The sequence below is a fragment of the Paenibacillus lentus genome, assembly GCF_003931855.1.
In the GTDB taxonomy this organism is placed as follows: domain Bacteria; phylum Bacillota; class Bacilli; order Paenibacillales; family Paenibacillaceae; genus Fontibacillus; species Fontibacillus lentus.
In genome coordinates, this window is sequence record NZ_CP034248.1 from 111,903 (window position 1) to 132,599 (window position 20,697).

Annotated in this window: 22 protein-coding genes, 1 pseudogene and 1 riboswitch; of the genes and pseudogenes, 1 reads left to right on the top strand and 22 read right to left on the bottom strand. The window is 46.6% G+C overall.

Annotated elements, in window-relative coordinates:
• Positions 1-18: 18 nt before the first annotated feature.
• Positions 19-1,170, bottom strand: a complete 1,152-nt coding sequence (locus EIM92_RS00630; RefSeq protein WP_125081017.1) for an MBL fold metallo-hydrolase — start codon at positions 1,168-1,170, stop codon at positions 19-21.
• A 177-nt stretch (positions 1,171-1,347) separates the two neighbouring features.
• On the opposite strand from EIM92_RS00630, the gene EIM92_RS00635 reads away from it, so the two are divergent.
• Positions 1,348-2,700, top strand: a complete 1,353-nt coding sequence (locus tag EIM92_RS00635; RefSeq protein ID WP_125081018.1) for a transposase — start codon at positions 1,348-1,350, stop codon at positions 2,698-2,700.
• 85 nt (positions 2,701-2,785) lie between these two features.
• Here the strand turns inward: EIM92_RS00635 and EIM92_RS00640 are convergent, their stop codons facing one another.
• From EIM92_RS00640 to EIM92_RS00740, 21 genes and pseudogenes are all read right to left on the bottom strand, one after another.
• The gene (locus EIM92_RS00640; protein WP_125081019.1) at positions 2,786-3,181 is read right to left on the bottom strand and encodes a DsrE/DsrF/DrsH-like family protein; all 396 of its coding nucleotides are present in this window, start codon (positions 3,179-3,181) and stop codon (positions 2,786-2,788) included.
• A gap of 58 nt (positions 3,182-3,239) precedes the next feature.
• Positions 3,240-3,830 (bottom strand): sulfurtransferase TusA family protein, encoded by a 591-nt coding sequence (locus tag EIM92_RS00645; RefSeq protein WP_125081020.1) that lies wholly within the window; start codon positions 3,828-3,830, stop codon positions 3,240-3,242.
• 244 nt (positions 3,831-4,074) lie between these two features.
• Entirely contained in the window at positions 4,075-5,223 is a 1,149-nt protein-coding gene (gene thiO / locus EIM92_RS00650) for a glycine oxidase ThiO (RefSeq protein ID WP_125084956.1), read from the bottom strand.
• A gap of 31 nt (positions 5,224-5,254) precedes the next feature.
• Positions 5,255-6,034, bottom strand: a complete 780-nt coding sequence (locus EIM92_RS00655) for a thiazole synthase (RefSeq protein ID WP_125081021.1) — start codon at positions 6,032-6,034, stop codon at positions 5,255-5,257.
• A 4-nt stretch (positions 6,035-6,038) separates the two neighbouring features.
• Positions 6,039-6,254 (bottom strand): sulfur carrier protein ThiS, encoded by a 216-nt coding sequence (gene thiS, locus EIM92_RS00660; protein WP_125081022.1) that lies wholly within the window; start codon positions 6,252-6,254, stop codon positions 6,039-6,041.
• Positions 6,244-6,879, bottom strand: coding sequence for a thiamine phosphate synthase (thiE, locus tag EIM92_RS00665; RefSeq protein ID WP_125081023.1), 636 nt, complete (start codon positions 6,877-6,879; stop codon positions 6,244-6,246). The genes thiS and thiE overlap by 11 nt, the downstream gene beginning before the upstream one ends.
• Positions 6,880-6,951: 72 nt before the next feature.
• Positions 6,952-7,061: riboswitch (TPP riboswitch) on the bottom strand.
• A 118-nt stretch (positions 7,062-7,179) separates the two neighbouring features.
• Positions 7,180-7,540, bottom strand: a pseudogene (locus tag EIM92_RS00670) (pectate lyase); the annotation flags it as partial.
• 58 nt (positions 7,541-7,598) lie between these two features.
• Positions 7,599-8,807, bottom strand: coding sequence for a TraB/GumN family protein (locus tag EIM92_RS00675; RefSeq protein WP_125081024.1), 1,209 nt, complete (start codon positions 8,805-8,807; stop codon positions 7,599-7,601).
• A gap of 58 nt (positions 8,808-8,865) precedes the next feature.
• Positions 8,866-10,158, bottom strand: coding sequence for an ABC transporter permease (locus tag EIM92_RS00680; RefSeq protein ID WP_125081025.1), 1,293 nt, complete (start codon positions 10,156-10,158; stop codon positions 8,866-8,868).
• The gene (locus tag EIM92_RS00685; protein ID WP_125081026.1) at positions 10,151-11,056 is read right to left on the bottom strand and encodes an ABC transporter ATP-binding protein; all 906 of its coding nucleotides are present in this window, start codon (positions 11,054-11,056) and stop codon (positions 10,151-10,153) included. The genes EIM92_RS00680 and EIM92_RS00685 overlap by 8 nt, the downstream gene beginning before the upstream one ends.
• Before the next feature lie 23 nt (positions 11,057-11,079).
• Positions 11,080-12,000, bottom strand: coding sequence for an ATP-binding cassette domain-containing protein (locus EIM92_RS00690; RefSeq protein WP_125081027.1), 921 nt, complete (start codon positions 11,998-12,000; stop codon positions 11,080-11,082).
• Complete coding sequence (locus EIM92_RS00695; RefSeq protein WP_125081028.1) at positions 11,997-12,410, bottom strand: GntR family transcriptional regulator; 414 nt, start codon at positions 12,408-12,410, stop codon at positions 11,997-11,999. The genes EIM92_RS00690 and EIM92_RS00695 overlap by 4 nt, the downstream gene beginning before the upstream one ends.
• Positions 12,411-12,455: 45 nt before the next feature.
• Positions 12,456-13,181, bottom strand: coding sequence for a hypothetical protein (locus EIM92_RS00700; RefSeq protein WP_125081029.1), 726 nt, complete (start codon positions 13,179-13,181; stop codon positions 12,456-12,458).
• Positions 13,182-13,378: 197 nt separating this feature from the next.
• Positions 13,379-13,843 carry a DUF420 domain-containing protein gene (locus tag EIM92_RS00705; protein ID WP_125081030.1) on the bottom strand — a complete coding sequence of 155 codons (465 nt, stop codon included), beginning with the start codon at positions 13,841-13,843 and terminating at the stop codon, positions 13,379-13,381.
• A gap of 57 nt (positions 13,844-13,900) precedes the next feature.
• Entirely contained in the window at positions 13,901-14,827 is a 927-nt protein-coding gene (gene ctaG / locus EIM92_RS00710) for a cytochrome c oxidase assembly factor CtaG (protein WP_125081031.1), read from the bottom strand.
• Between the two features lie 101 nt (positions 14,828-14,928).
• Complete coding sequence (locus tag EIM92_RS00715) at positions 14,929-15,249, bottom strand: cytochrome C oxidase subunit IV family protein (RefSeq protein ID WP_125081032.1); 321 nt, start codon at positions 15,247-15,249, stop codon at positions 14,929-14,931.
• 3 nt (positions 15,250-15,252) lie between these two features.
• Positions 15,253-15,882, bottom strand: a complete 630-nt coding sequence (locus EIM92_RS00720; RefSeq protein WP_125081033.1) for a cytochrome c oxidase subunit 3 — start codon at positions 15,880-15,882, stop codon at positions 15,253-15,255.
• Positions 15,879-17,729, bottom strand: a complete 1,851-nt coding sequence (ctaD, locus tag EIM92_RS00725; protein ID WP_211344448.1) for a cytochrome c oxidase subunit I — start codon at positions 17,727-17,729, stop codon at positions 15,879-15,881. Before ctaD ends, EIM92_RS00720 begins: the two co-directional genes overlap by 4 nt.
• Positions 17,730-17,822: 93 nt before the next feature.
• Positions 17,823-18,881, bottom strand: coding sequence for a cytochrome c oxidase subunit II (coxB, locus tag EIM92_RS00730; protein ID WP_125081035.1), 1,059 nt, complete (start codon positions 18,879-18,881; stop codon positions 17,823-17,825).
• A gap of 388 nt (positions 18,882-19,269) precedes the next feature.
• Complete coding sequence (map, locus tag EIM92_RS00735; protein ID WP_125081036.1) at positions 19,270-20,022, bottom strand: type I methionyl aminopeptidase; 753 nt, start codon at positions 20,020-20,022, stop codon at positions 19,270-19,272.
• 172 nt (positions 20,023-20,194) lie between these two features.
• Positions 20,195-20,392 (bottom strand): hypothetical protein, encoded by a 198-nt coding sequence (locus tag EIM92_RS00740; protein ID WP_019635239.1) that lies wholly within the window; start codon positions 20,390-20,392, stop codon positions 20,195-20,197.
• Positions 20,393-20,697 lie beyond the last annotated feature (305 nt).

A 20,697-nucleotide genomic window follows, 5' to 3' on the forward strand; every position in this document is an offset into this window, starting at 1 on the left:
TTCCTCCCCTCAGGTAAATTATTTATCATGCACGGCGCAACGATTTGGTCCAATTTCCATCTCTCGCTGCTGCTCATCATCCGGTTGTATTTTGCCCATATTTGTCTGACGAATTTCCTGATAAGCGTTGGGATGCTGTGGTAAATTCTCACTGACCATCCGTCTAAAATCTGCTTCCACAGTTATTTGCAGACCCGGATTGTGCTTAAAAAGATCTCCCAGCCGTGCGGAAACCGCCCCGCCCATTCCTAGCTCAGTCACTTTTCCAAAGTGAGCGGGAAGTACGATTAAATCATCGGATAGTGCTTTATATCGGTTGTACAAGGTCGTATATAGATCTCCAACCCAGTCCTCTGCTTTTCCCGCCAAATCCGGGCGGCCGATGGATTCGACAAACAGAATATCGCCGGTCAGCAAATAACGATTATCAATAATAAAGGAAGTACTGCCAATCGTATGGCCCGGAGAATATATCGGCTGAATTTCAATCGTGGTATTTCCCACGCTAATAATGTTTCCTTCTTCCAGCTTCGCATAATCGAAGGTGACTTCCTCTGCATCCTTTGGAGGAAGCCAATACATTGCTCCCGTTTGCTTAGCCAGCTTGCGGCCCCCGGATATATGGTCGGCATGAAGATGTGTATCCAGCGTGTGCTTGATGGCTGCTCCTTTTTCTGCAGCAAAATTCATGAATACATCCGTCATTCTTACCGCATCGATGATAGCCGCTTCACCTTGCGAAATGACCATATAGGATAGACAGCCTTTACCGATCCGTACAAATTGATAAAGTGAACCGCCATCATGCAGTTGCCCTATAAGAACAGGCTCCAAATGCTCGCTCCATGCTTTCATGCCGCCTTCTAAATAATAGACACGGCTTCTTCCTGCTTCGATAAGCTGCTCGGCAACGAATTTAGAGGAACCTTCCTTGGCGCATACAACAAGAACATCGCTGCTCTCTGGCAGTTGCTCCAGTGCAGCGTCCACCCCATCCAACAAATCAAAATAAGGGATATTGACCAGTTCAATGCTCTCTCCTTCGATTTGCCAATCCGCTACATCGCTGCCGTTACGGACATCCAGAATGAATAAAGGCTCCTGATTCAGAATTCGGCGGGTCAACTCGCCGGCCGTCATCGCTTGTAATTGTGAAGTTATAGCAGACATTCGAGTTATCCCCTTTCGCTAAATTTATTATATTTTAATAATTCATTAATCGAATGAATTTCATAACTCTAAAGCCTTACCACAACTAGCTATTTAGGGCATAGAAAAAGGAGTACCTCCCCAAATCTCGAATAGGTAAGTATCGACACTATACCAAAAGAGATGAGGTGAACTCCTATGTCTTATATTCGACATGAGAGTTTATTTACCCTGCAAGAACTTTATGAAATGGAACAAAAAGATCGTTTTCGTGAAATCTTTGCTGCCATTGACATTACACCTATTTTACGTTTGGTTAAGAAAACAGCGCTTTATGGTGCGCCTATTGAAGTCAATTACAGAGCCATGATCTATTCATTGATCATCCGAATCGTGGAAAGAATCCCAACGATTAAAGATGTAATCAAACGACTGCAACATGACATCTTGTTCCGCTTGGATTGTGGGTTTATGCTGTCAGAGTCGATTCCGTCAGCAGCCTCCTATTCTCGGTTGGTGAAAAAAATGAGCCAAAGTCATGCACTAGAAGACATACAAACCCAGTTGCTTGCCCAAGCGATGACGGAAGGTTTCATCACCGATGATACGGTTGCCATAGATGCCACCCATATCGAAGCTCGAGATCAAGCACCCGCCAAACAAGAAAAGGAAAAGCCAGCGCCAAAAAAACGTGGGAGAAAATCAAAAGCCGAACGTGAAGCATGGTTGAAACAAAAGCAAGATGAAGAGGAACAAAAGCCTATCTTCGAGAAAGAAATTGCCGCACAATTAAACGAGACATTCCATCATCTACGTGACCAAATGCCACTTGATCCACAATGGGGAGTCAAGAAAAACAGCGATGGAAAAAACGTATTTTGGTATGGTTATAAAGGTCATTTAGCTGTAGGTACGCAAAGTCAATATATCTTAGGAGCTATGCTCTCATCTGGAAGCTTAAATGATGGTAAAGCCGCCATTCCACTCCTGAAAGGATTGGCTTCGATACATCCACATTTCAAGTTTTCGTATGCAACGATGGATGCTGGGTACGACTATGAACTGATATACAAACAAATTCGGACAGTGGATGCTCATGCCATCATTGCTTATAACCGCCGAAGGGAGCCAGAGCTTATTGGGTTTGACGAACACTTTGCGCCAACGTGCGTCAGAGAACATTCGTATCGTTACGACAGTTATGATGATAAATATGAAACACTGAAATATGTTCGCCCAAAAGAATGTGAACATTGCCCACTAGCAAAGGATACACTTTGCCAAAAGGTGTACAAAATGAAGATCACAACAGATCTAAGAAAGTACACGGCTCCAGCTCGTGGCTCGAAGCTTTGGAAGGAGATAGCTAAGAAGCGATCTGCCGTTGAACGAGTGAATGCTTACCTAAAAGGATTTTTTCAGTTAAACAATGTAAGACATCGAACAGGCCCGAAAGCGAAGGCTCATTTTGACTTGGTTACGTTGGTTTATAATGCTGTAAAACTTGCGTGTGATCGTTTAAATCGTCGTTTGAATGAACAAGCGGCTTAATTTTAAAAAATAAAATATCCAAATTCGGTTAGTCTGCACTTCTGTAACTATGCATTATGAAATTGATTCAATCTACCTTCATTGCTTAGAACGATAAGGATACGTTAGCATCTTTTGCAAAATCAAGAAATGTCACGGCCCCGCCTACTTCGATCCCCTCAACAAAATCCTCTTTCTTCAGGTTCATGACATCCATCGTCATCTGGCATGCAATCAATTTCACCCCTAGCTCCTGCGCCATGCTTACCAGCTCCGGAATAGAAGGCACATTAGCGTTCTTGAATCCTTCTGCGAAATATTCCTTCCCGGCCGGAAGCGGCAATTGCTGATGACCTTGCTTGTGAATCAAATTCAGCCCTTCGAATGTGAAAAAGATAGCTACTTCCGCTTCAGTTGCTGCTGATGCAGTCGCGATGTTGAACACCTTATACGCGTCGAATAAACCGCCGTTGCTCGCAATAATCGCTACTCTTGTTGACATAATAATACCTCCATGATTTTCAATTATTATTTTTGATTTGAACATAGTGGTTCGCCTTTTACTTCCCCAACGCCCGTTCAACAGGCCCTTCCCAGTCCGACATGCCGGGTGTTACATTCTTTACTTGCTTGAATCCTATGTCAGCAAGCAGCCGGCAAGCAAGATCGCTGCGGCTGCCGGTACGGCATACCACATAAATTTCCTCATCTGGATTCAGCTCGCCCGCTCGTTGCTCCAGTTCCCCCAGAGGAATCGATCTAGCTCCGGGAATGCGACCGAAGGCATATTCTGCAGGCTCGCGGACATCAAGAATCGTAATGGCGTCCTGCCCTGTGATTCTGGCTCGTAAATCCTCATTGGAAGCAATATAGGGGTACTTCTGTTCTTCCTTCACTTCATCCGGTCTCGATTTGCGAAGATAATGCTTCAGCACTTGATCCTCTTCAATCGTTCCCAGATAATGATGTCCTGTATTTTTCGCCCAACCTTGAATATCAGCCACCGAGCCTCGGTCAGTTGCCTGAACCTCGATCACCTGACCAGGATCCATTTCATCCATTGCCTTCTTAGTTCTAACTATGGGCAAAGGACACGAAAGCCCTTTGCAGTCCAGTCTTCTGTTTACTTCCAGCTCTGTAGGTGCGGACATTTCGCTTCCTCCGTTTCTTATTGATTCTTATCTTTCCCAGCCTATGCATTAATGAACCGATTTTTCTTTTGATACGTATACCCCTATGGGTATAAATCATAAAGCAAAACGCTGCCGTTGTCAACTTTAATGATCAAATTCTTAGTGTGGTAAAGATAGCCACGATAAAAAACCTCTTCCCTGTAAAAGGCGCTGGCGCCTACAAGAAGAGGTTAATAGGAACGGTATGCTTGCTACTACTGAGTTACTGCACGATCATAGGATTGAATCTTTCCGGCAGGAATGCCGAATAATAGCTTGGCAATTCGAGTCCTTCGATGACATCCGCAACTATTTTGGCTGTCACCGGGCTGAGCAAAATTCCGTTACGATAATGTCCTGCGGCAAAGACGATCTGATCAGAGGCTTCAAGCGCTCCTAACAATGGCCGCCCATCCTGGGTGGAGGGACGCAATCCCGCCCACCTATGAAAAGGAATTTCCCCCTCCAGAGAAGGAAATAGCCGTTTGTTCCACTTACGCAGGCGATCTATGCCTTTCTCCGTCACTGAAGTATCGAATCCGGCAATGTCCTCAGATGCGCCGCATATGACAGTGCCGTTATCTTTGGCTACCACATAACCTTGATTATTAAATACCATACCCCTGACCGTATGCTGAATATTGCTATAGGCACAGATTTGGCCGCGAATCGGGTAAATCGGGATGTTGAAATCCAGCGCCTCCGACAGTTCACGAGCCCAGGCACCGGAGCATACAACTAACCGCTCTGCCGAAAATTCCCGACCATCCCTTGACCTTACGACGATCTCCCTCTGCGATACTTGCCACTGCCGTTGGTGTACATCAAGGATCTCAACGCTTTCCAAATGCTCAATAATATTTACGCCTAAGTTGCGGCAGGCCTGCTCTAATGCCTGTACAAAATGCGGAGCGTAAATATGGGTTTCCTCCGGCGTATATAATGCCGCCTTTATTTCGTTTGATAGGGATGGCTCAATCTGCTTCAGCGCTTCCCCTTCCACAATACAACCGGTAGAACCGTATTCTCTCTGCCAGAGCAGCCTGCCCTCAAGAGCGAGTATATCGGCCTCATGATAAACCGCATAGAGACTGCCGGTTTGGCTGTATTCAAACGATTGTCCCGAAATTTCTCTAACCTCCGCTTGCCATGCTGGATAAAGTTGCAAACTGTCCAGACATAGACGGAAAAAGGAATCGGGTTCCACCAGATTTTCCGAGTATGGAGCCAGCATGCCCGCAGCCGCTCCTGAAGCTTGCCCGCCACAGCGGCCAATCTCGAGCAGAGTTACTCTGTGCCCACGCTTTTGTAATTCAAAAGCACAAGATAGGCCTATGATCCCGCCTCCCATAATAACTACATTTCGGTTCATACCATCGCTCCCGTATTGTCCACTCATAGGTTTATTTCAATATGAACTCTTCCAGCCCGCTGCTTGCGGAAGCGTACTTCTTGCGGGCAATTCGCCCGGACAAATAAGCAAGCCGCCCCGCTTCTATGGCATGCCTCATCGCCGCAGCCATCATCACCGGATCCGTCGCTTTGGCTACCGGCGTATTCATGAGTACCCCATCTACTCCGAGCTCCATCGCCTTTGTGACATCGCTGGCCGTTCCTAGACCCGCATCAACGATAACGGGGACTCCGGCTTCTTCGACGATAAGACCAAGGTTATAGGGATTTAGAATGCCCAGTCCTGTGCCAATCGGTGCCGCCCCCGGCATAATCGCCGCTGCTCCCGCCTCTTCAAGATGTCGGCAAATGACAGGATCATCAGAAATGTAGGGCAGGACGGTAAACCCTTCTTTTACGAGTGCTTCCGTGGCCTTTAACGTCTCAATCGGATCAGGCAGAAGCGTTCTAGCATTCACACTAATCTCTACTTTAATCCAGTCGCTAAGGCCGGAGGCCCTGGCGAGACGAGCGATGCGAATAGCTTCTTCTGCCGTCCTTGCACCAGATGTATTCGGTAAATATCGATAGGTTTCATGCTGCAAATGCTGCAGGATGGAGTCATCCTCTACCGCGTCCAAATTGATGCGCCGAATCGCAAAAGTGAGCACCTCGGCTCCCGACGCTTTAATGGCTTCCTGTTGGACGAACGGATTCGGGAACAACCCCGTCCCTATAAAAAAGCGCGAGGACAACGATTGATCGCCAATACACAAATTATCGTTTTTCATCCGTTTAGCCCCCTCCTACAAAGTGAACTAGTTCAATGACCATTCCCGTGGTGGTACGTGTGTCATCCCATTGCTCCGGCGTTAGGATTTTCCCATCAGCTTCCACGATTACCGGCTTGCCTGTCAAGCCAAAATGAGCGATCACATCTTGAATAGTACCTGCCTCCAAGGTATGAAGAACCCCATTCACCTTAAGGTCAACAGACTCCCTATACTCCATGAATAGCTCCTCCTTGTTCCAGTTTTCGAATAAAAGCTTCACATGTCCTTCTGACATTGAGACTGCCTACAATTTCGGTAACCGCACATATTCGCTTCGCTCCAGCAGCAAGGACTTCATCGACATTGTGCAGCTTGATGCCGCCAATCGCCACAAAAGGTATGCGAATTCTCGCAGCTACCTCGCGGACGTAGGAGAGCGTCACCGGCTCCGCATCGGCCTTCGTAGCTGTCGGATAGATCGGGCCAACACCGATATAGTCCGCTCCCTGCTGTTCGGCTAATAGCGCCTCTTCGATCGCATGCGTGGAAATCCCGATGATTTTATCGCCCACCAGCTTTCTGGCAGCCAGCAGCGGTGTATCGCCCTGACCCAAATGGATACCGTCAGCATTTACTTCAAGTGCAATGTCGATATAATCGTTAACAATAAAAGGGACATCATACCTGCGCGTTAATTCGCGAAGCACCTTCGCCTTCTCGAGGACCACAGCCCGGTCACTGTGCTTGTCCCGAAGCTGCACGATATCGGCGCCGCCAAGAATGGCCTCCTCCATCACTTCGGCAAGCTCTCTGCCGGGATGGCTTCGTTCATCGGTAATAGCATACAAACGAAAATCTCTCATCTGTTAACTCTACCTCCGTTCTATATTTGCCGGCCCATACCACGCAAAAAAACCATTCGAGAATACACGAATGGTAAGGTTCGATATGTTCTCTACGCCAGCATTACCTGGATCAGATTAACGGTCAGGAACATCAGGTTCCAATCTCAGCCGGACTTCATCCAGCACCCGCACTCCATATTCAGTTATTTCCACTATAACTTACCACGCCTATCTTCGCAAGATGATCGTCACCAATCCCGATACTATTCTCTCTTTCGGAAAATTACATCCCCCTCTAATACTAGAGGGGGATGATGATTAATATTCCGTGTTGTTTAATTCAGTTACATGTTTAACCTCGTACCATTTCTGCCCTACTTTGGAGTACAGGGTATTCGTCATCGTAACCTTTCTTGAACTGCTATCGGTTCGAAAGATGGCTTCCTTCATATTTGAAATATTACAGCTGTCGATAAGTACATTTACAGTGAAGGTCGTTCCCCCATTTTGACGGATGAATTTCCCTGGCATTAATTTGAAATACCTTATCGCTACCGTCGTAAGCCTCACCGCCGTTTAGAGTCACCGTCCCCGATTGCTTAATCGTCAATGCGTCCTCGCCAATATCCAGCCATACGATGTTCGCCAGATAAGCATCCCCATAGGTATGAATCCCATCAAGCCCTTTCAGCTTCAACTCGAGAAGCGAAAGGGCCATAGCAAAGATGTTATAACTACTACTTACGAACAACCGTGTATCCTTTATCCTCGAGCAGCTTGATGATTCCATGCTCTCCCAAATAGTGAGCTGCCCCTACGACGATGAAATATTGTTCGTTTTTCCCGTTTTTCAAATATCCATCGACTTTGTCAGCCATGACTATGTTGCGGTCGATCAGCATTGCCTTGTTGTATTCCTCATCTTCGGAAAAACTGTTCGTCAGCTCCAGCAGCTGCTCGTCATTGCCTGTTTTCCAGATCTCTGCCATCTGATTCACGCTCTCATCCAACACATCGAAATGATCTAATACCGCATTTAGGTTCTTCTCTTGTAGTTCTTTGGAGAAACCGTTGAACATGCTCAGCTGAGACGCATAGGATTCCAGCTCGATGATCGGCAGTTTACGCTCCATGGCTTTCTGGATGAAATACAGATCGACACCTGCAGCCGCTTCATATCCCGCATCCATCGATTTTAGGCTAGTCATGGTCAGCTCTACAACCCAAGGCTTAAAGACATCAAAGGCGTTTGGCTCTATCCCGTTTTGCCGCAGAATTTCGCCAACCTTCGCATACGTATCCTCGGACACATGATCCTTCAGTGTCGTGCCGTCTTGATACGTTCCCAAATCCATGATCATCTTCTGATTAGCCTCATCAGCTGCTCTACTAACATCAATTTCCACACCCAGATAATCAGCCTCAGCAAAAGCCTCTTCGTACTCCGAGCGCAGTGGATAGAAGCTATCATCGGCAAAATGCATCGATCCTACCAGATACGCAGTATTTCCGTTATTTTTGACCTCCCACAGGAAACCGCGGGCACCTTGTCCCGTTGCTTTGGAGATGAGAATGACGGTGCGGGATTGCTGATCCCAGTGAACAGCGTAGCCTGCGGCTTCTCCAACAATCCGAACCGGCGCATACTTCACACCGTTAATCAACTGGGTCTTGCTGTTCAGCGTGATCTCCTTGCCGTTAATAACGACATAAATAGCATCATCCTGCACATCGCCAAGTTCGGCATTCATCGCTTGAAGTGTTGCTTCCAGCGGCACCATCGTTGTCCCCTGATCGACAATAGGCGCATTCATTGCAAATTCAACGTTTCGGTTGTTGATTTTTAATGCTGCTTGCTGTGGAGCGGCCATAGCCGCCGGAGCTGCTGCTGAGAGTAGACCGACAGAAATCAAGAGTGATAAGAGTGATCGTCTCCAACTTTTCACAATCTTTATTCTCCTTTGTTTTAAAATTTCTTACCATTTATTTTGCTATCCTTCCATACTAAATCTTGTATGCCTTCATCGCTTTGCGCAGTTCCTTCAACGTAGGACGCTTACCGTACAGCAAGACCCCAGTACGATAAATTTTGGCTGCCAGCCAGCTAAAGAAGATAATAGCTACGAGCAGAATCAATAAGGACAATCCAATTTCCAGGTAAGTAGCGTTCCCTATTCCAAAGCGAAGCAGGATCGTCACCGGAGATACAAATGGAATATAGGAGCATACTTTAAGCAGCAGGGAATTCGGCGCTGACAAGCTAAACATAGCCACATAGAACGCCGCTAAAGATAACATCGTAATCGGCATAACCGCCTGGCCAAGATCCTCCGTACGGCTAACGATAGAACCAACTGCCGCATATAAGGTGGCATACAGAAAGTAGCCTAGAATGTAGAAGAGCAAACCGACAAACACAATTTCTAAGTTGATTTGCGATAAATCCAAGTTGATGCTGGCCAAGGATGCCTGATTATACGGCAATGCTAGATTGGCGGCGACTACCGCGATAAAAATTACGATTTGTAACAGCCCGATCAGGAACATCGCCAGAATTTTGCCGAACATTTGCGTTAACGGTGAAACACTCGTCACAAGAATTTCCATGATACGCGAGCTTTTCTCGGACGTTACCTCAGCCGCAATCATGTTGCCCGTCATCATATTCGTCATAAAGAACAGGATGATAAGCGCATATACGATCACATAGTTGATAGGAGCAGGTTTTTCACTTTCCTCTGCCGCTCCAGCACTGCCACTCCCAGCAGCCTCATCAACCTTCTGCTCCTCAATAACCACAGGCGCACTAATCGCTGCGATTTGTTCATCCGTTAAAGAGCTTCCTTGCGTCACATACTGCATCTTGACGTTCTCTAAGGCAGACTGAAGCAGTGAATGAAGCGTCCAATCCATACTGTCCTTCTTGCTGGTGTAAATGACCTTCGGGAATTGGGAGCCGACCGATTCACCGAACTCTAAGTAACCTTTGATCTTCCCGCTCTCAAAGTCATTTTTCAAAGCCTGCTCATTAGCCTGCTCGTATTTGATGATAGAGATTTTAGCGTCCGGCTGTTTGTCGATAAAGGATTCCAGAGATTCCGCAATTTCAGCCTGGTTGCCATAGACAAGACCGATTTGCGCCTCTGTGCTCTCATTGCCGGAAAACAATTGAATAAAATACGGCACATGAATACCGATCGTCAACAAGACCGCGAAAATAAGGGTGGTAACGACGAATGATTTCGTTTTAACCTTATTGGAGAATGTGAAATTAATAATCGGCAGCATCTTATTCATGAGTCTCACCTACCTCTTTAATGAAGATTTGATTCAACGTCGGTTCCTTGATTTCAAAATGCTCTACCGTGCTTTCGCTCATGGCATGACGCAGAATTTCTTGCGCGGCCGATATATCGGAGATGCGGATTAAATAACCGCGTTCACGTCGCTCTACACGCTCAACTCCAGAAATTCCCTCCAGCCCCATTACCGGACCCGTCGTATGCAGAAGCACCTCTTCCCTCGGATAACGTTGCTTAATCTCCTGAATATTTCCTTGCAGCACCGTATTCGAACGCTGAAGAATCGTAATATTGCTGCACAGCTCCTCTACATGCTCCATGCGGTGAGTAGAGAACAGGATGCTCGTTCCTTCGTCCCGCAGCTCCTTAACTGTCGCTTTGAGCAGTTCAACATTAACAGGATCGAGTCCACTAAAAGCCTCGTCCAGAATCAATATTTTCGGCCTGTGTACAACAGCTGCGATGAAGCCCATCTTTTGTTGATTTCCTTTGGACAGTTCTTCGATTTTCCTATTGTAATAATCTGATGCCTCGAAGCGCTCAAGCCAGTAACGCAGACTCTTATCCGCCTCCTTTGCAGACATCCCCTTCAGCCGGGCCAAATAAATAATTTGCTCGCTAACCTTGACTTTAGGGTATAGCCCCCGTTCTTCAGGCAAATAACCCATGTTATGCTGCAGTTCACTGCTGTACTTCTGTCCATGATACAGAATCTGCCCATCATCGGGATAAATCAGGCCGAGCACCATGCGCATCGTCGTCGTCTTTCCCGCTCCATTACCGCCTAGCAGTCCGTAAATTTCCCCTTCCTCCACTTGCAGAGAAATTTGACTCACGGCCGTTTTATCTCCAAACTGCTTTGTTACCTGATCCAGTACTAATGGTTTAGCCATCGTTCCACTCCCTTTTTTTGCTTTTAGAAATCAATGTTCCGGGTGATGCCCTGAATCGGGTGATACCCCTGAATCCATAATTCAAGAACCTCTTCAAGTTCAAGCGCGCGGCTTCGCAATACTTGAAGCTGTTTGGACTGCTGCAAATCGGCAATAATACCTTCATCACGCACAATCAATTTATGAACTGACGGCTCCTCCTCTTCATGCTGGATAATATCAGTTCTCTCCCTCAGTTCAGAACGATCACCGCGAACCCAAACCTCATAGCAGCATCCATAAAGTATATCTTTCTCCACCATGCCCAGTACTTCACCTCGATGCACCAGCACGATATAATCGGCAAGCCGCTTTACTTCCTCTACAATATGGGTTGCCATAATGATCGTTACGTCCTCACCAACCATGCATTTCTGAAGCTCGTCAATCATATCCTTCCAAGCAAAGGGATCTAATCCGGACGAGAGCTCATCGAGAATTAGCAGCTTTGGATTCGTAGCAAGCGCTGCCGCAACCTCAAATTTTCGGCGTTCGCCTTTGGACATCCGGTTTAACCGCTCTTTCCTAGGCACATCGAATTTAGTCATCAAGCGATCAAATCGCTCCTGATCCCAGGTCGGATACCAATGAGCCCGAAAGCTCGCGGCCTGCTCTGCCGTCTCAAAGTTTTCCTCAGTCAATGGATTCTCCGCCACATAAGCGATTTTACTTCTAATTTCCAACGGCAGCTCTCCGGCTCCCTCTTCCCCAAACCATCTTATTTCTCCCTCATCCGGTAAAAGACTCTGTGTCATCATATGGAGTATTGTACTTTTGCCAGAGCCGTTAGAGCCGACTAGCGCAACGATATACCCTTGAGGAATTTGGAGATTCATCGGGCCGACGGTTCTCTGCCGGCGTTTCTTTACGACATTCTTGATCTCCAGCGCTAATGTTTCCGTCATTTCTTTTTCTCCTCCCCAACCTCGGACTGGTACTTGTCTTTAATGATTTTGAGAAAAAGAGCCTTCAGCTCCTCCTCGCTATATTGAACCGATAAGCCCGCATCGACTGCAGCTTCTACGGCCTCCTGCACGACCATCCTGCGATATTCACTCCTTTCGCTTTGTCCAACCCGGGCTACGAATGTGCCGGTTCCTTGCTTTGTAAGTAACAGCCCCTCGTTCTCCAAATCCTGATATACCCTGCGAACCGTAATTACACTGCATTTTAAACTGCTTGCAAATTCCCGGATAGAAGGAAGCAGCGTCCCCTCTTCAATCTGTCCACTAACGATTAACGAGCGCAGCTGTGTCTCGATTTGAAAATATAATGGCTCTGCGCTATTCTCATTGATCTGAATGGGAATCCACACCTTTCATTCACCTCCGGGCCATACACTTCGAAAATGTAGCTATGATCATATCAAGTCTCTCTTTCCGAGCTTAATTAAAGTTATTTTGCACCATACAGCAAGGCTCACCCCGCCGATGATCAAGGAGCCCCACATGAGAGGCGATAATAAGGTATATTTCCCGGACTGTTCTAGAGTGAATACGAGTATGTTCCCGCCTAGCCCATAAATTAGAAATGTTAATATGGACATCGAAGCCATCCCCACTATACTTATCCAGAAATACTTCTGCCCTCGATTCAAAAGTTCTAAATAAATGTATATACCGTTAATGAACAATCCGTACCCCGTCCAGGTCAAGGCGAAAGCGAGCAGTTCCCCAATATGCTTAATCGGTCCATCTGAGAGTCCTGTAATCAAGTAAAATACTGGATAGAAAAGTACGCCATTAAAAAACAAAGCCGAAAGTAATTGAATGACCCGCCCCCTCATGACCGTAATCGCCGGAATGGGAAGCGTTCGGTAGTAATGAAGCATACGCGTGTACGAGTCATCCTTGATATAGTTAAATGATCGTTTAGAGAAGTAGAAGCCTGTAAACGGAATCATTACCAACATCATGAAATCACCGATTGGATTTATTAGCCATCTAGCCCTGCTTGAGGGGCTGGCGAACATGCTAATCGCGATAGCTGTATAAATCATAAAGATTACGTTCCATATTAAATACAGGCGATCCAGTCTTAAATCTCTCTTGAATAAGATCCATCCGTCTTTCCAGGTGTTATTCAACTTGCTCAACCTTCCTTCGTCAATAGTGTATAAATACTCTGTATGACCTCGGTATTAGTGTGTATACATGTGTGCTTACTGTATATAACGTTATACACAGTATACACGGCTACATTTTTACCGTCAATCTTTTTTTGACACAAAAAAAGACCCCTACCCAGCGGCTCCGCTTAATGATAGAGGCCTTGCTATTATTTTTAGATTCCAAGCAAAATATCCCATACCGGCTTCGTATGACCGCCTGGATAAAGCACGTACAGCAATAAGTAGACCGCTACGCCCGTTATCGCCGTAAAAAACCAGATGATCGACGTCACTTTTCCCCATTTACGATGCTTCGCATACTTTTCTTTGAAGCCTAGCGTCAAAGTCGTAATTCCAAAGACAGCTGCGACCGTCGCCAAAATAATGTGAAAAATTAAAAACGTCTGGTAGTACATTTTGAGATCGTCCGGTCCACCCCAAGAGGTGTTGCCGATAAACGCAGTGCGGGACGTATAAATAATAAAGAAAATAATTGCGGCTATCGCTGCAGCGATCATCGTTCTCTTGTGGGCTTCTCTCTTGCCCTTAATAATCTGTCCCCAGCCAATCGCCACCAAAATTGCACTAATGACGATAAATGAAGTACTTAGTGTGGGGAATAGGGTGAATAAGTCCATTTCCATCCTCCTGCTTCAACATTTGACTTACAGAGGCCGTTCCTTTCTCTGAATGCCTTACACCTGATTAAGTTCAGGGGAAGGTACATCTGCGATGAGATCGTCCTCCTCATCCTCTTTATTCTCTTGCCGATACCACTGAAAAAATACATAGGCCAGCATCGACGCAAAAATGACCTCCTGTATAAATTTCATCAGTATGCCGCCCACCTGCTGATCAACGCGAGTCTCCAGGAATCCAAAAAACTCAGGGCCCCCAAATTGACTCAGCAGGGCAGTCGGGTCTCCACCCGGAACGCAGTAGCCCATCGCTCTAGCCCATGCGTTCGGATCGCTATAAGTCGCGTAAAGCGGTTCGCTGGCAAAAATGATGAGGCCACAGGCAGGCGTCAGCAGCACCATATTCAAATAAATGAAACCCAATTTTTTGAGGCCCTGAGGCGTTGCTCGCTCCGGTACCGGGCTAACGAACGTCCACCACATGAATACCGCCGTGATGAACAATATCAAGTAATACAGGCGGTGAACCCCAAAATTAAGCATAACATAATCGTGAACCACAGGTAGATGGTAGATTGAGAACAATCCGTTAAATAAAACCGCAGAAACAACAGGATGAACCATAAATTTCAAATTCCTCATCGGGGTTCGTTCCAAGTAGTTTACGATAGAGCGCCAAATCCACGGCGGTATCCCTAACATGATAAGCGGCGGAGCAACGATATAAGACAAGGCCATACTCAGCATATGAAAGCTGAACATCGTATGGCCCAGCAAATTGACGGGTCCACCCTGAGCCAAGTGTAAGAAAAACATTCCCGTAACGAACATGATTTTTCGACCAATAGCCGTTGGTTCATTTTGAGGATTCCTTTCGCTTAATGGACCAACAAGCAAAAAATAGCCGGCTGTAATTAACAGCATAAATGACAACAGTACGGGACTCCAAACATCGCTAAAGCTAAAATATTGTAATCCCAGCAATTTAAAAACTCCCTCCGCCGCTTCGGAAATCTGTCCAAATTGTGAACTGACCCCATAATATGCAAAAGAGGGGGCTTATAGGCAAGCCCGCCTCTTTTATTTTACCACCACATCCAGTAAAGTGCCGCAATGATACATAGCCCCGCGACAAAAAATCCCCCAGCCATAAATATAATCGGGATCATATGTCCCTTATCCTTCATATGCATCCAGTAGCCCAGTTGCACGAGCACTTGGAGAACCGCCATTGTAAGTAGCAGGATAACCGTGAAAGCTGTGTTCACACCCCCGGCTGCTACCGTCGCAAAGGCAATCGCCGTCAGTACGATCGAGAATATAAAAGCGACAACATGCTTCTGCGGCCCTTCATGGCGGTGCCGACGCTTCACCACTGAACCGGAATTGTTAGATTGATCCACCATCGTTTAGCCTACCACCTTTCCAAGCAGGTAAACTACTGTAAAGACAAATACCCAGACGACATCAACGAAGTGCCAATACATAGCAGAGACGTACACCTTTGGCGCGGTCACTACCGTCAATCCTTTTTTGGCGACCTGCCCGATCAAAAGAGAGATCCAGCAGATTCCGAAAATAACGTGCGCCCCGTGGAACCCAACCAGCGTATAGAACGCGGAACTGAAAGCACTTGTCGTCATACCATAACCATAGTGAACAACATATTCATAGAACTCATAAATTTCCAAGCATAGGAAACTGAAACCCAGCACTACCGTAACTGTCAGCCATGTTAGAAGCGACTTCTTATCTGCCCGGTGCATAGCCTGAATAGCAAACACGCTCGTCAAGCTACTTACCAGGAGGATTAATGTAGCCACAGCGGTGATCGGCAAGCTGAACAACTCGGAGGCTGATGGACCGTCAGCCACTTGATTCCGCAGCGTTAAAAAGGTGGCAAACAACGTACCGAACAGAACTGCCTCCCCTGCAAGGAAGAGCCAGAAGCCTAAAATTTTATTGCGGCCTTCCAGCGTTGCCTTCTCCGGTTCATGGGGTAAATTCTCTGTTGCCTGCTCTGCTTGAAGAGTGGTCATGCTTCTACCCCCTTCCCACCCTGTTCTTCGGGTTCAATATGCCAGCCAGGGTCGTCATTCAAAGAATGGACAATCATAGAGCCAAATGTAATACCTAAGCCGATAATAACAACAATGTACTTATTGAACATAAAGTTAAGGAAGCTATTTCCGAAATCATCAGTTGTGAACATGAATCCGAGACCGGCAATGAACAAACCAACAGACATGACAAACGGAATAATCGTCGGTGAAGGCATATGAATCGGCCCTACCGGTTCAGCTGGTGTCATTTCCTTGTGGCCAGCCATCTTCTCCTTCCAGTATGCGTCAAGTCCACGCACAAGCGGAAGCTGTTTGAAGTTATACTCTGGCGGCGGTGACGGGATAGACCATTCCAATGTACGGCCATCTTCCCAAGGATCGTTCTCTACACCAGCAGGTTGTCTTGCTGTAATATATATATTTATCAGGAATACGATAACCCCAACACCCATTAAGAATGCACCAATCGTACTGAGTACGTTCATCATATCAAAGCCTTGATTCGGCAGATATGTATACACACGGCGCTGCATTCCAATCAGGCCAAGGAAATGCTGCAGGAAAAAGGTCAAGTGGAAACCGATAATAAACGTCCAGAATTCGATTTTTCCAAGCGTCTCGTTCAATACTCGACCAAACATCTTCGGCCACCAATAGTGCAGACCGGAGAACAATCCTAGAACAAGCCCACCAACGATAACATAGTGGAAATGCGCTACGACGAAATAAGTATCATGAAACTGATAGTCCGCAGGCGCAGAGCCGAGCATAACCCCAGTTACCCCGCCCATAACGAAAGTAGGAATAAATCCAACGGCGAATAAGTTCGCGGTGTTAAATGTAATTTGTCCGCCCCACATGGTGAATAGCCAGTTAAAAATTTTAATCCCGGTCGGAACGGCGATCAGCATCGTCGCAATCGCGAACAAGGCGTTGGCCACCGGCCCCATGCCTGTCGTAAACATGTGGTGCGCCCATACCATGAAGCCCAAGAAGGCAATCAGAATGGTCGCAAATACCATGGAGCTATATCCGAACAAACGCTTACGTGAAAACGTACTTACTACTTCGGAAATAATTCCGAATGCCGGCAGGATCAGAATATAAACTTCGGGGTGCCCAAAGATCCAAAATATATGTTGCCAGAGAACCGGGTTCCCCCCGCCTTCTACGTTAAAGAAGTTAGCTCCCAATATCCGGTCGAAGCTAAGAAGCACCAGGCCAACGGTGATAGCTGGGAATGCAAACAGAATCATTGCTGATGTAACAAAAGTCGTCCAGGTAAACATCGGCATACGCATAAAGGACATGCCCGGCGCGCGCATCGTTATAATGGTAGCCAGGAAGTTAATTCCCCCGATTAACGTTCCGAGACCGGCGATCTGCAGGCCGATCGTATAGAAGTCAACTCCGTGCGTCGTACTGTAAGTCGTTGAGGATAATGGGGCATATGCTGTCCATCCTCCATCGGGAGCGCCTCCCATAAACCAGCTAAGGTTAAGCAGCAATCCCCCGAACAAAAAAGTCCAGAAACCCAGTGAGTTCAGAAACGGGAACGCCACGTCACGGGCTCCAATTTGGAGCGGTATAACCGCATTCATGATCGCGAAAATAATCGGCATTACGCCAAGGAAGATCATGGTCGTTCCGTGCATCGTAATCAACTCATTAAATTGCTGAGCGTTCAGAAATGTATTCATTGGCTTCCATAGCTGAACACGAATTAAGAGTGCTTCAATTCCGCCTATGCCAAAAAAGAAGCCGCCAGCAATCAAATACAGCGTGGCTATTTTCTTGTGGTCAACCGTTGTTAACCAATCCATCAAACCCTTGTGCCGCTTGACACTGTGAGCGTGAGCCAAGGTTTGTACCCCCTTTAAATTCCTGTGCATCAATGACATCTGATCAGCTGGCGATTAATACTGCAGCTTGACGTTAGCCAAATACTCAGCGATTCCTTCAATTTCTTCATCTGTCAGTCCCAGATCTTCCTTAGGCGAAGGCATAAGGTTGCCAGGCTTAATTGCTTGTGGATCATTCATCCATTCGATCAAATTATCTTTGACCGGCTTGCCTGGGAACGGTTTGTTCGAGCCTTCTTCATTAATTAAAATACCAGCGACTGTCTCGCGGTTACCGATTCCCGTCAGGTTCGGCCCCATTGGCCCGCCTTGATCCCCTACGGCATGGCAGCTTAGACATTGCGTCTTGAACACTTCAGCAAGAGCCGGGTCTTGAATCGGCTCGACTGGCTGCTTTATCGCAGTGATCCAATTCTCAAATGCTTCCTCACTTACCGCCTTCACCTTGAATTCCATCAAGGCGTGAGACGGGCCGCACAGCTCCGCGCATTTCCCTAAGTAAACGCCTTCTTTTTCAGCCTCAAGCCAGGCCGTGTTGATCGTTCCCTCGGTATTTGTGTCCGTCTTACCTCCAAGCGAGGGTACCCAAAAGGAATGAATGACGTCCGCTGTCTTCAGTTGAAAAGCAATTTTCTTGTTCGTAGGAATAATTAGATCCTGAGCTGTCGTAATGTCATAATCCGGATAATGGAACTCCCACCAGAACAGATGCGACGTAACCTTTACCCGAATGGCGTCCTTGTCCTCCCAATAGTTCTCCCCATAAGCAAACACCTTCTGCACCGTCGCTATGGCAAGGATGAGAACGAGTATGAGCGGAATTCCTGTCCAGATAATCTCCAGCAAATGGTTGCCTTCAACTTGCTTGGGCATCTCCTTGTCTCCGGGCTTGCGCCGGAATTTGATCAGTACATAGGCCGCGATACCGAATACAATGACGAGTACTGAGAGCATAATCGTAATTGCCAGCTTCATCAAATCAAACTGTCCTTGTGCTACCGGGCCTTGCGGTCTAAGTGCAGACAGGTCTTCGCGACCGCACGCGGACAGCAAGAACATTAGCCCGACAAACAAAGGAACGAGCCTCTTCCCAGCCTTCCACCGTTTCATCATTGATCTACCCCACTTTACGTTTTCTTCCGACGATGACAGACCTTCTCCCCCACCCCGGGAAAAAATTTCCTGCCTTAACACGGAAACTGCAATCCTGTCAATTAAAACAATCACTTATTAAATATAAGAGCGAACCCCTCTTTTGTCAATGAGATCAAGTGAGTTCACAAATTGTTCAAATGTCTGAAAAAGCCCGTCACAACAAGGTTTGCGAGCGTTTCCATCATCCTTTCATCCTACCATCTCGTTTCTCAATCACTAGACTTCAAAAGTTATTTACCGATTTTCCCTCGGTCAAATTATTTTGAATCATTTTCGACATTTCAGCGAACTTCTTGTCACATTTGCTCAAAAAAGCTCAAAAAAAAAGAGAATCCCGTCTTCCCCCTCATAGAGAGGTCAATACGACGGGGCCCTCTTTAGTAATCGCCAGAGTATGCTCATAGTGTGCGCCTAAGCTTCCATCAGCCGTGCGGATCGTCCAGCCATCATCCTCCCATAAGACGGCGCCCGTATCCCCGGAAGTAAAAATTGGCTCAATCGTTAGAACCATCCCCTCCCTTAATTGCGTACCCGTACGGGCGCGACCAAAGTTCGGAACATCTGGCGGCTCGTGCATAGATCGCCCTATACCATGACCGATCAGCGGTTTCACGATGCCGACTCCTGATTCTCTTGCCACGTTCTGAACAGCGGAGCTGATGTCTCCGACGCGATTTCCCGGTACGGCTTGAGCAATGCCTTTCTCCAGCGCTTGGTGAGTTACAAGGAGCAATTTGTTAGCCTCTTCACTGACCTCGCCGATTCGGTAAGACCAGGCGGAATCAGCCAGCCAGCCATTTTTGTTCACGACGATATCGATTGTAATAATATCCCCATTTTCAAGTCGGCGATGATTCGGAAACCCGTGACATACAACATCATTTACCGATGCACAGGTCGCAAATGGATATCCCCGGTACCCCTTCTGCTCTGGAGTAGCCTTTCTGCTGGCGAGGTAGCTTTCCACCCATTGATCAATTTCCAAAGTCGTCATTCCCGGTCCGATTCGGCGCGCCAATTCCTGATGACATTCGGCAAGAATCTTTCCGGCTTCACGGATTTTTGCGATTTCATCCTGTGTTTTTAAAATAATCTTCAATATTTCTATCTCCTCTCGCGAGCGTTAACACCACGTTAATAACTGATAATATAATATATGTAGGAGCATGCAGAAAAAAACCGTCCTGCGGCATGAAGCTACAAGACGGATATCAAAAGTGTTTCTAACTTGCAAATAAGCGTTACAATTCATTTACGCTCCTGAGAACGCGTCAAGATACGGACGAGTTTACTGAATTCAGCTTGCCCATTTCATGTTCAACCAAGTCCGTCAACTCTTCTTCGTATCCACCCATGATGCGATATTTACGGACGTATTCCTTTACGAATTTTTTTGGGTCTTTCGGTTTAAATATCCGGGTCATTTCCCGCAGACTTTCCTTTACTTCATTGTGACCTTTCGTTGCCATACATATTCCCTCCCAGAACGCTTGTAATTAATGCTCCGATTTCGAGAACGCCGAAAAGTGATGTTGTTTTCCATGAAGTTGTAGGCTGTAAACCAAGCCTTCTCGGCAGGCACCTGACATTATTACATACCCATAGAAATTCCCGCTTAATCAAGCGTGCTAGTCATATGTTGTCCGTGTGCTCAGGACTTCGCAAGCTTGATGGAATAACCTCCTATCTCTTATATTGTAACATATTCAGTTGGTCGTTACAGCCTTCTTCCAATCGCACAGTTTTTTTGAAATAAAAAAGTTGGTAAAATGCT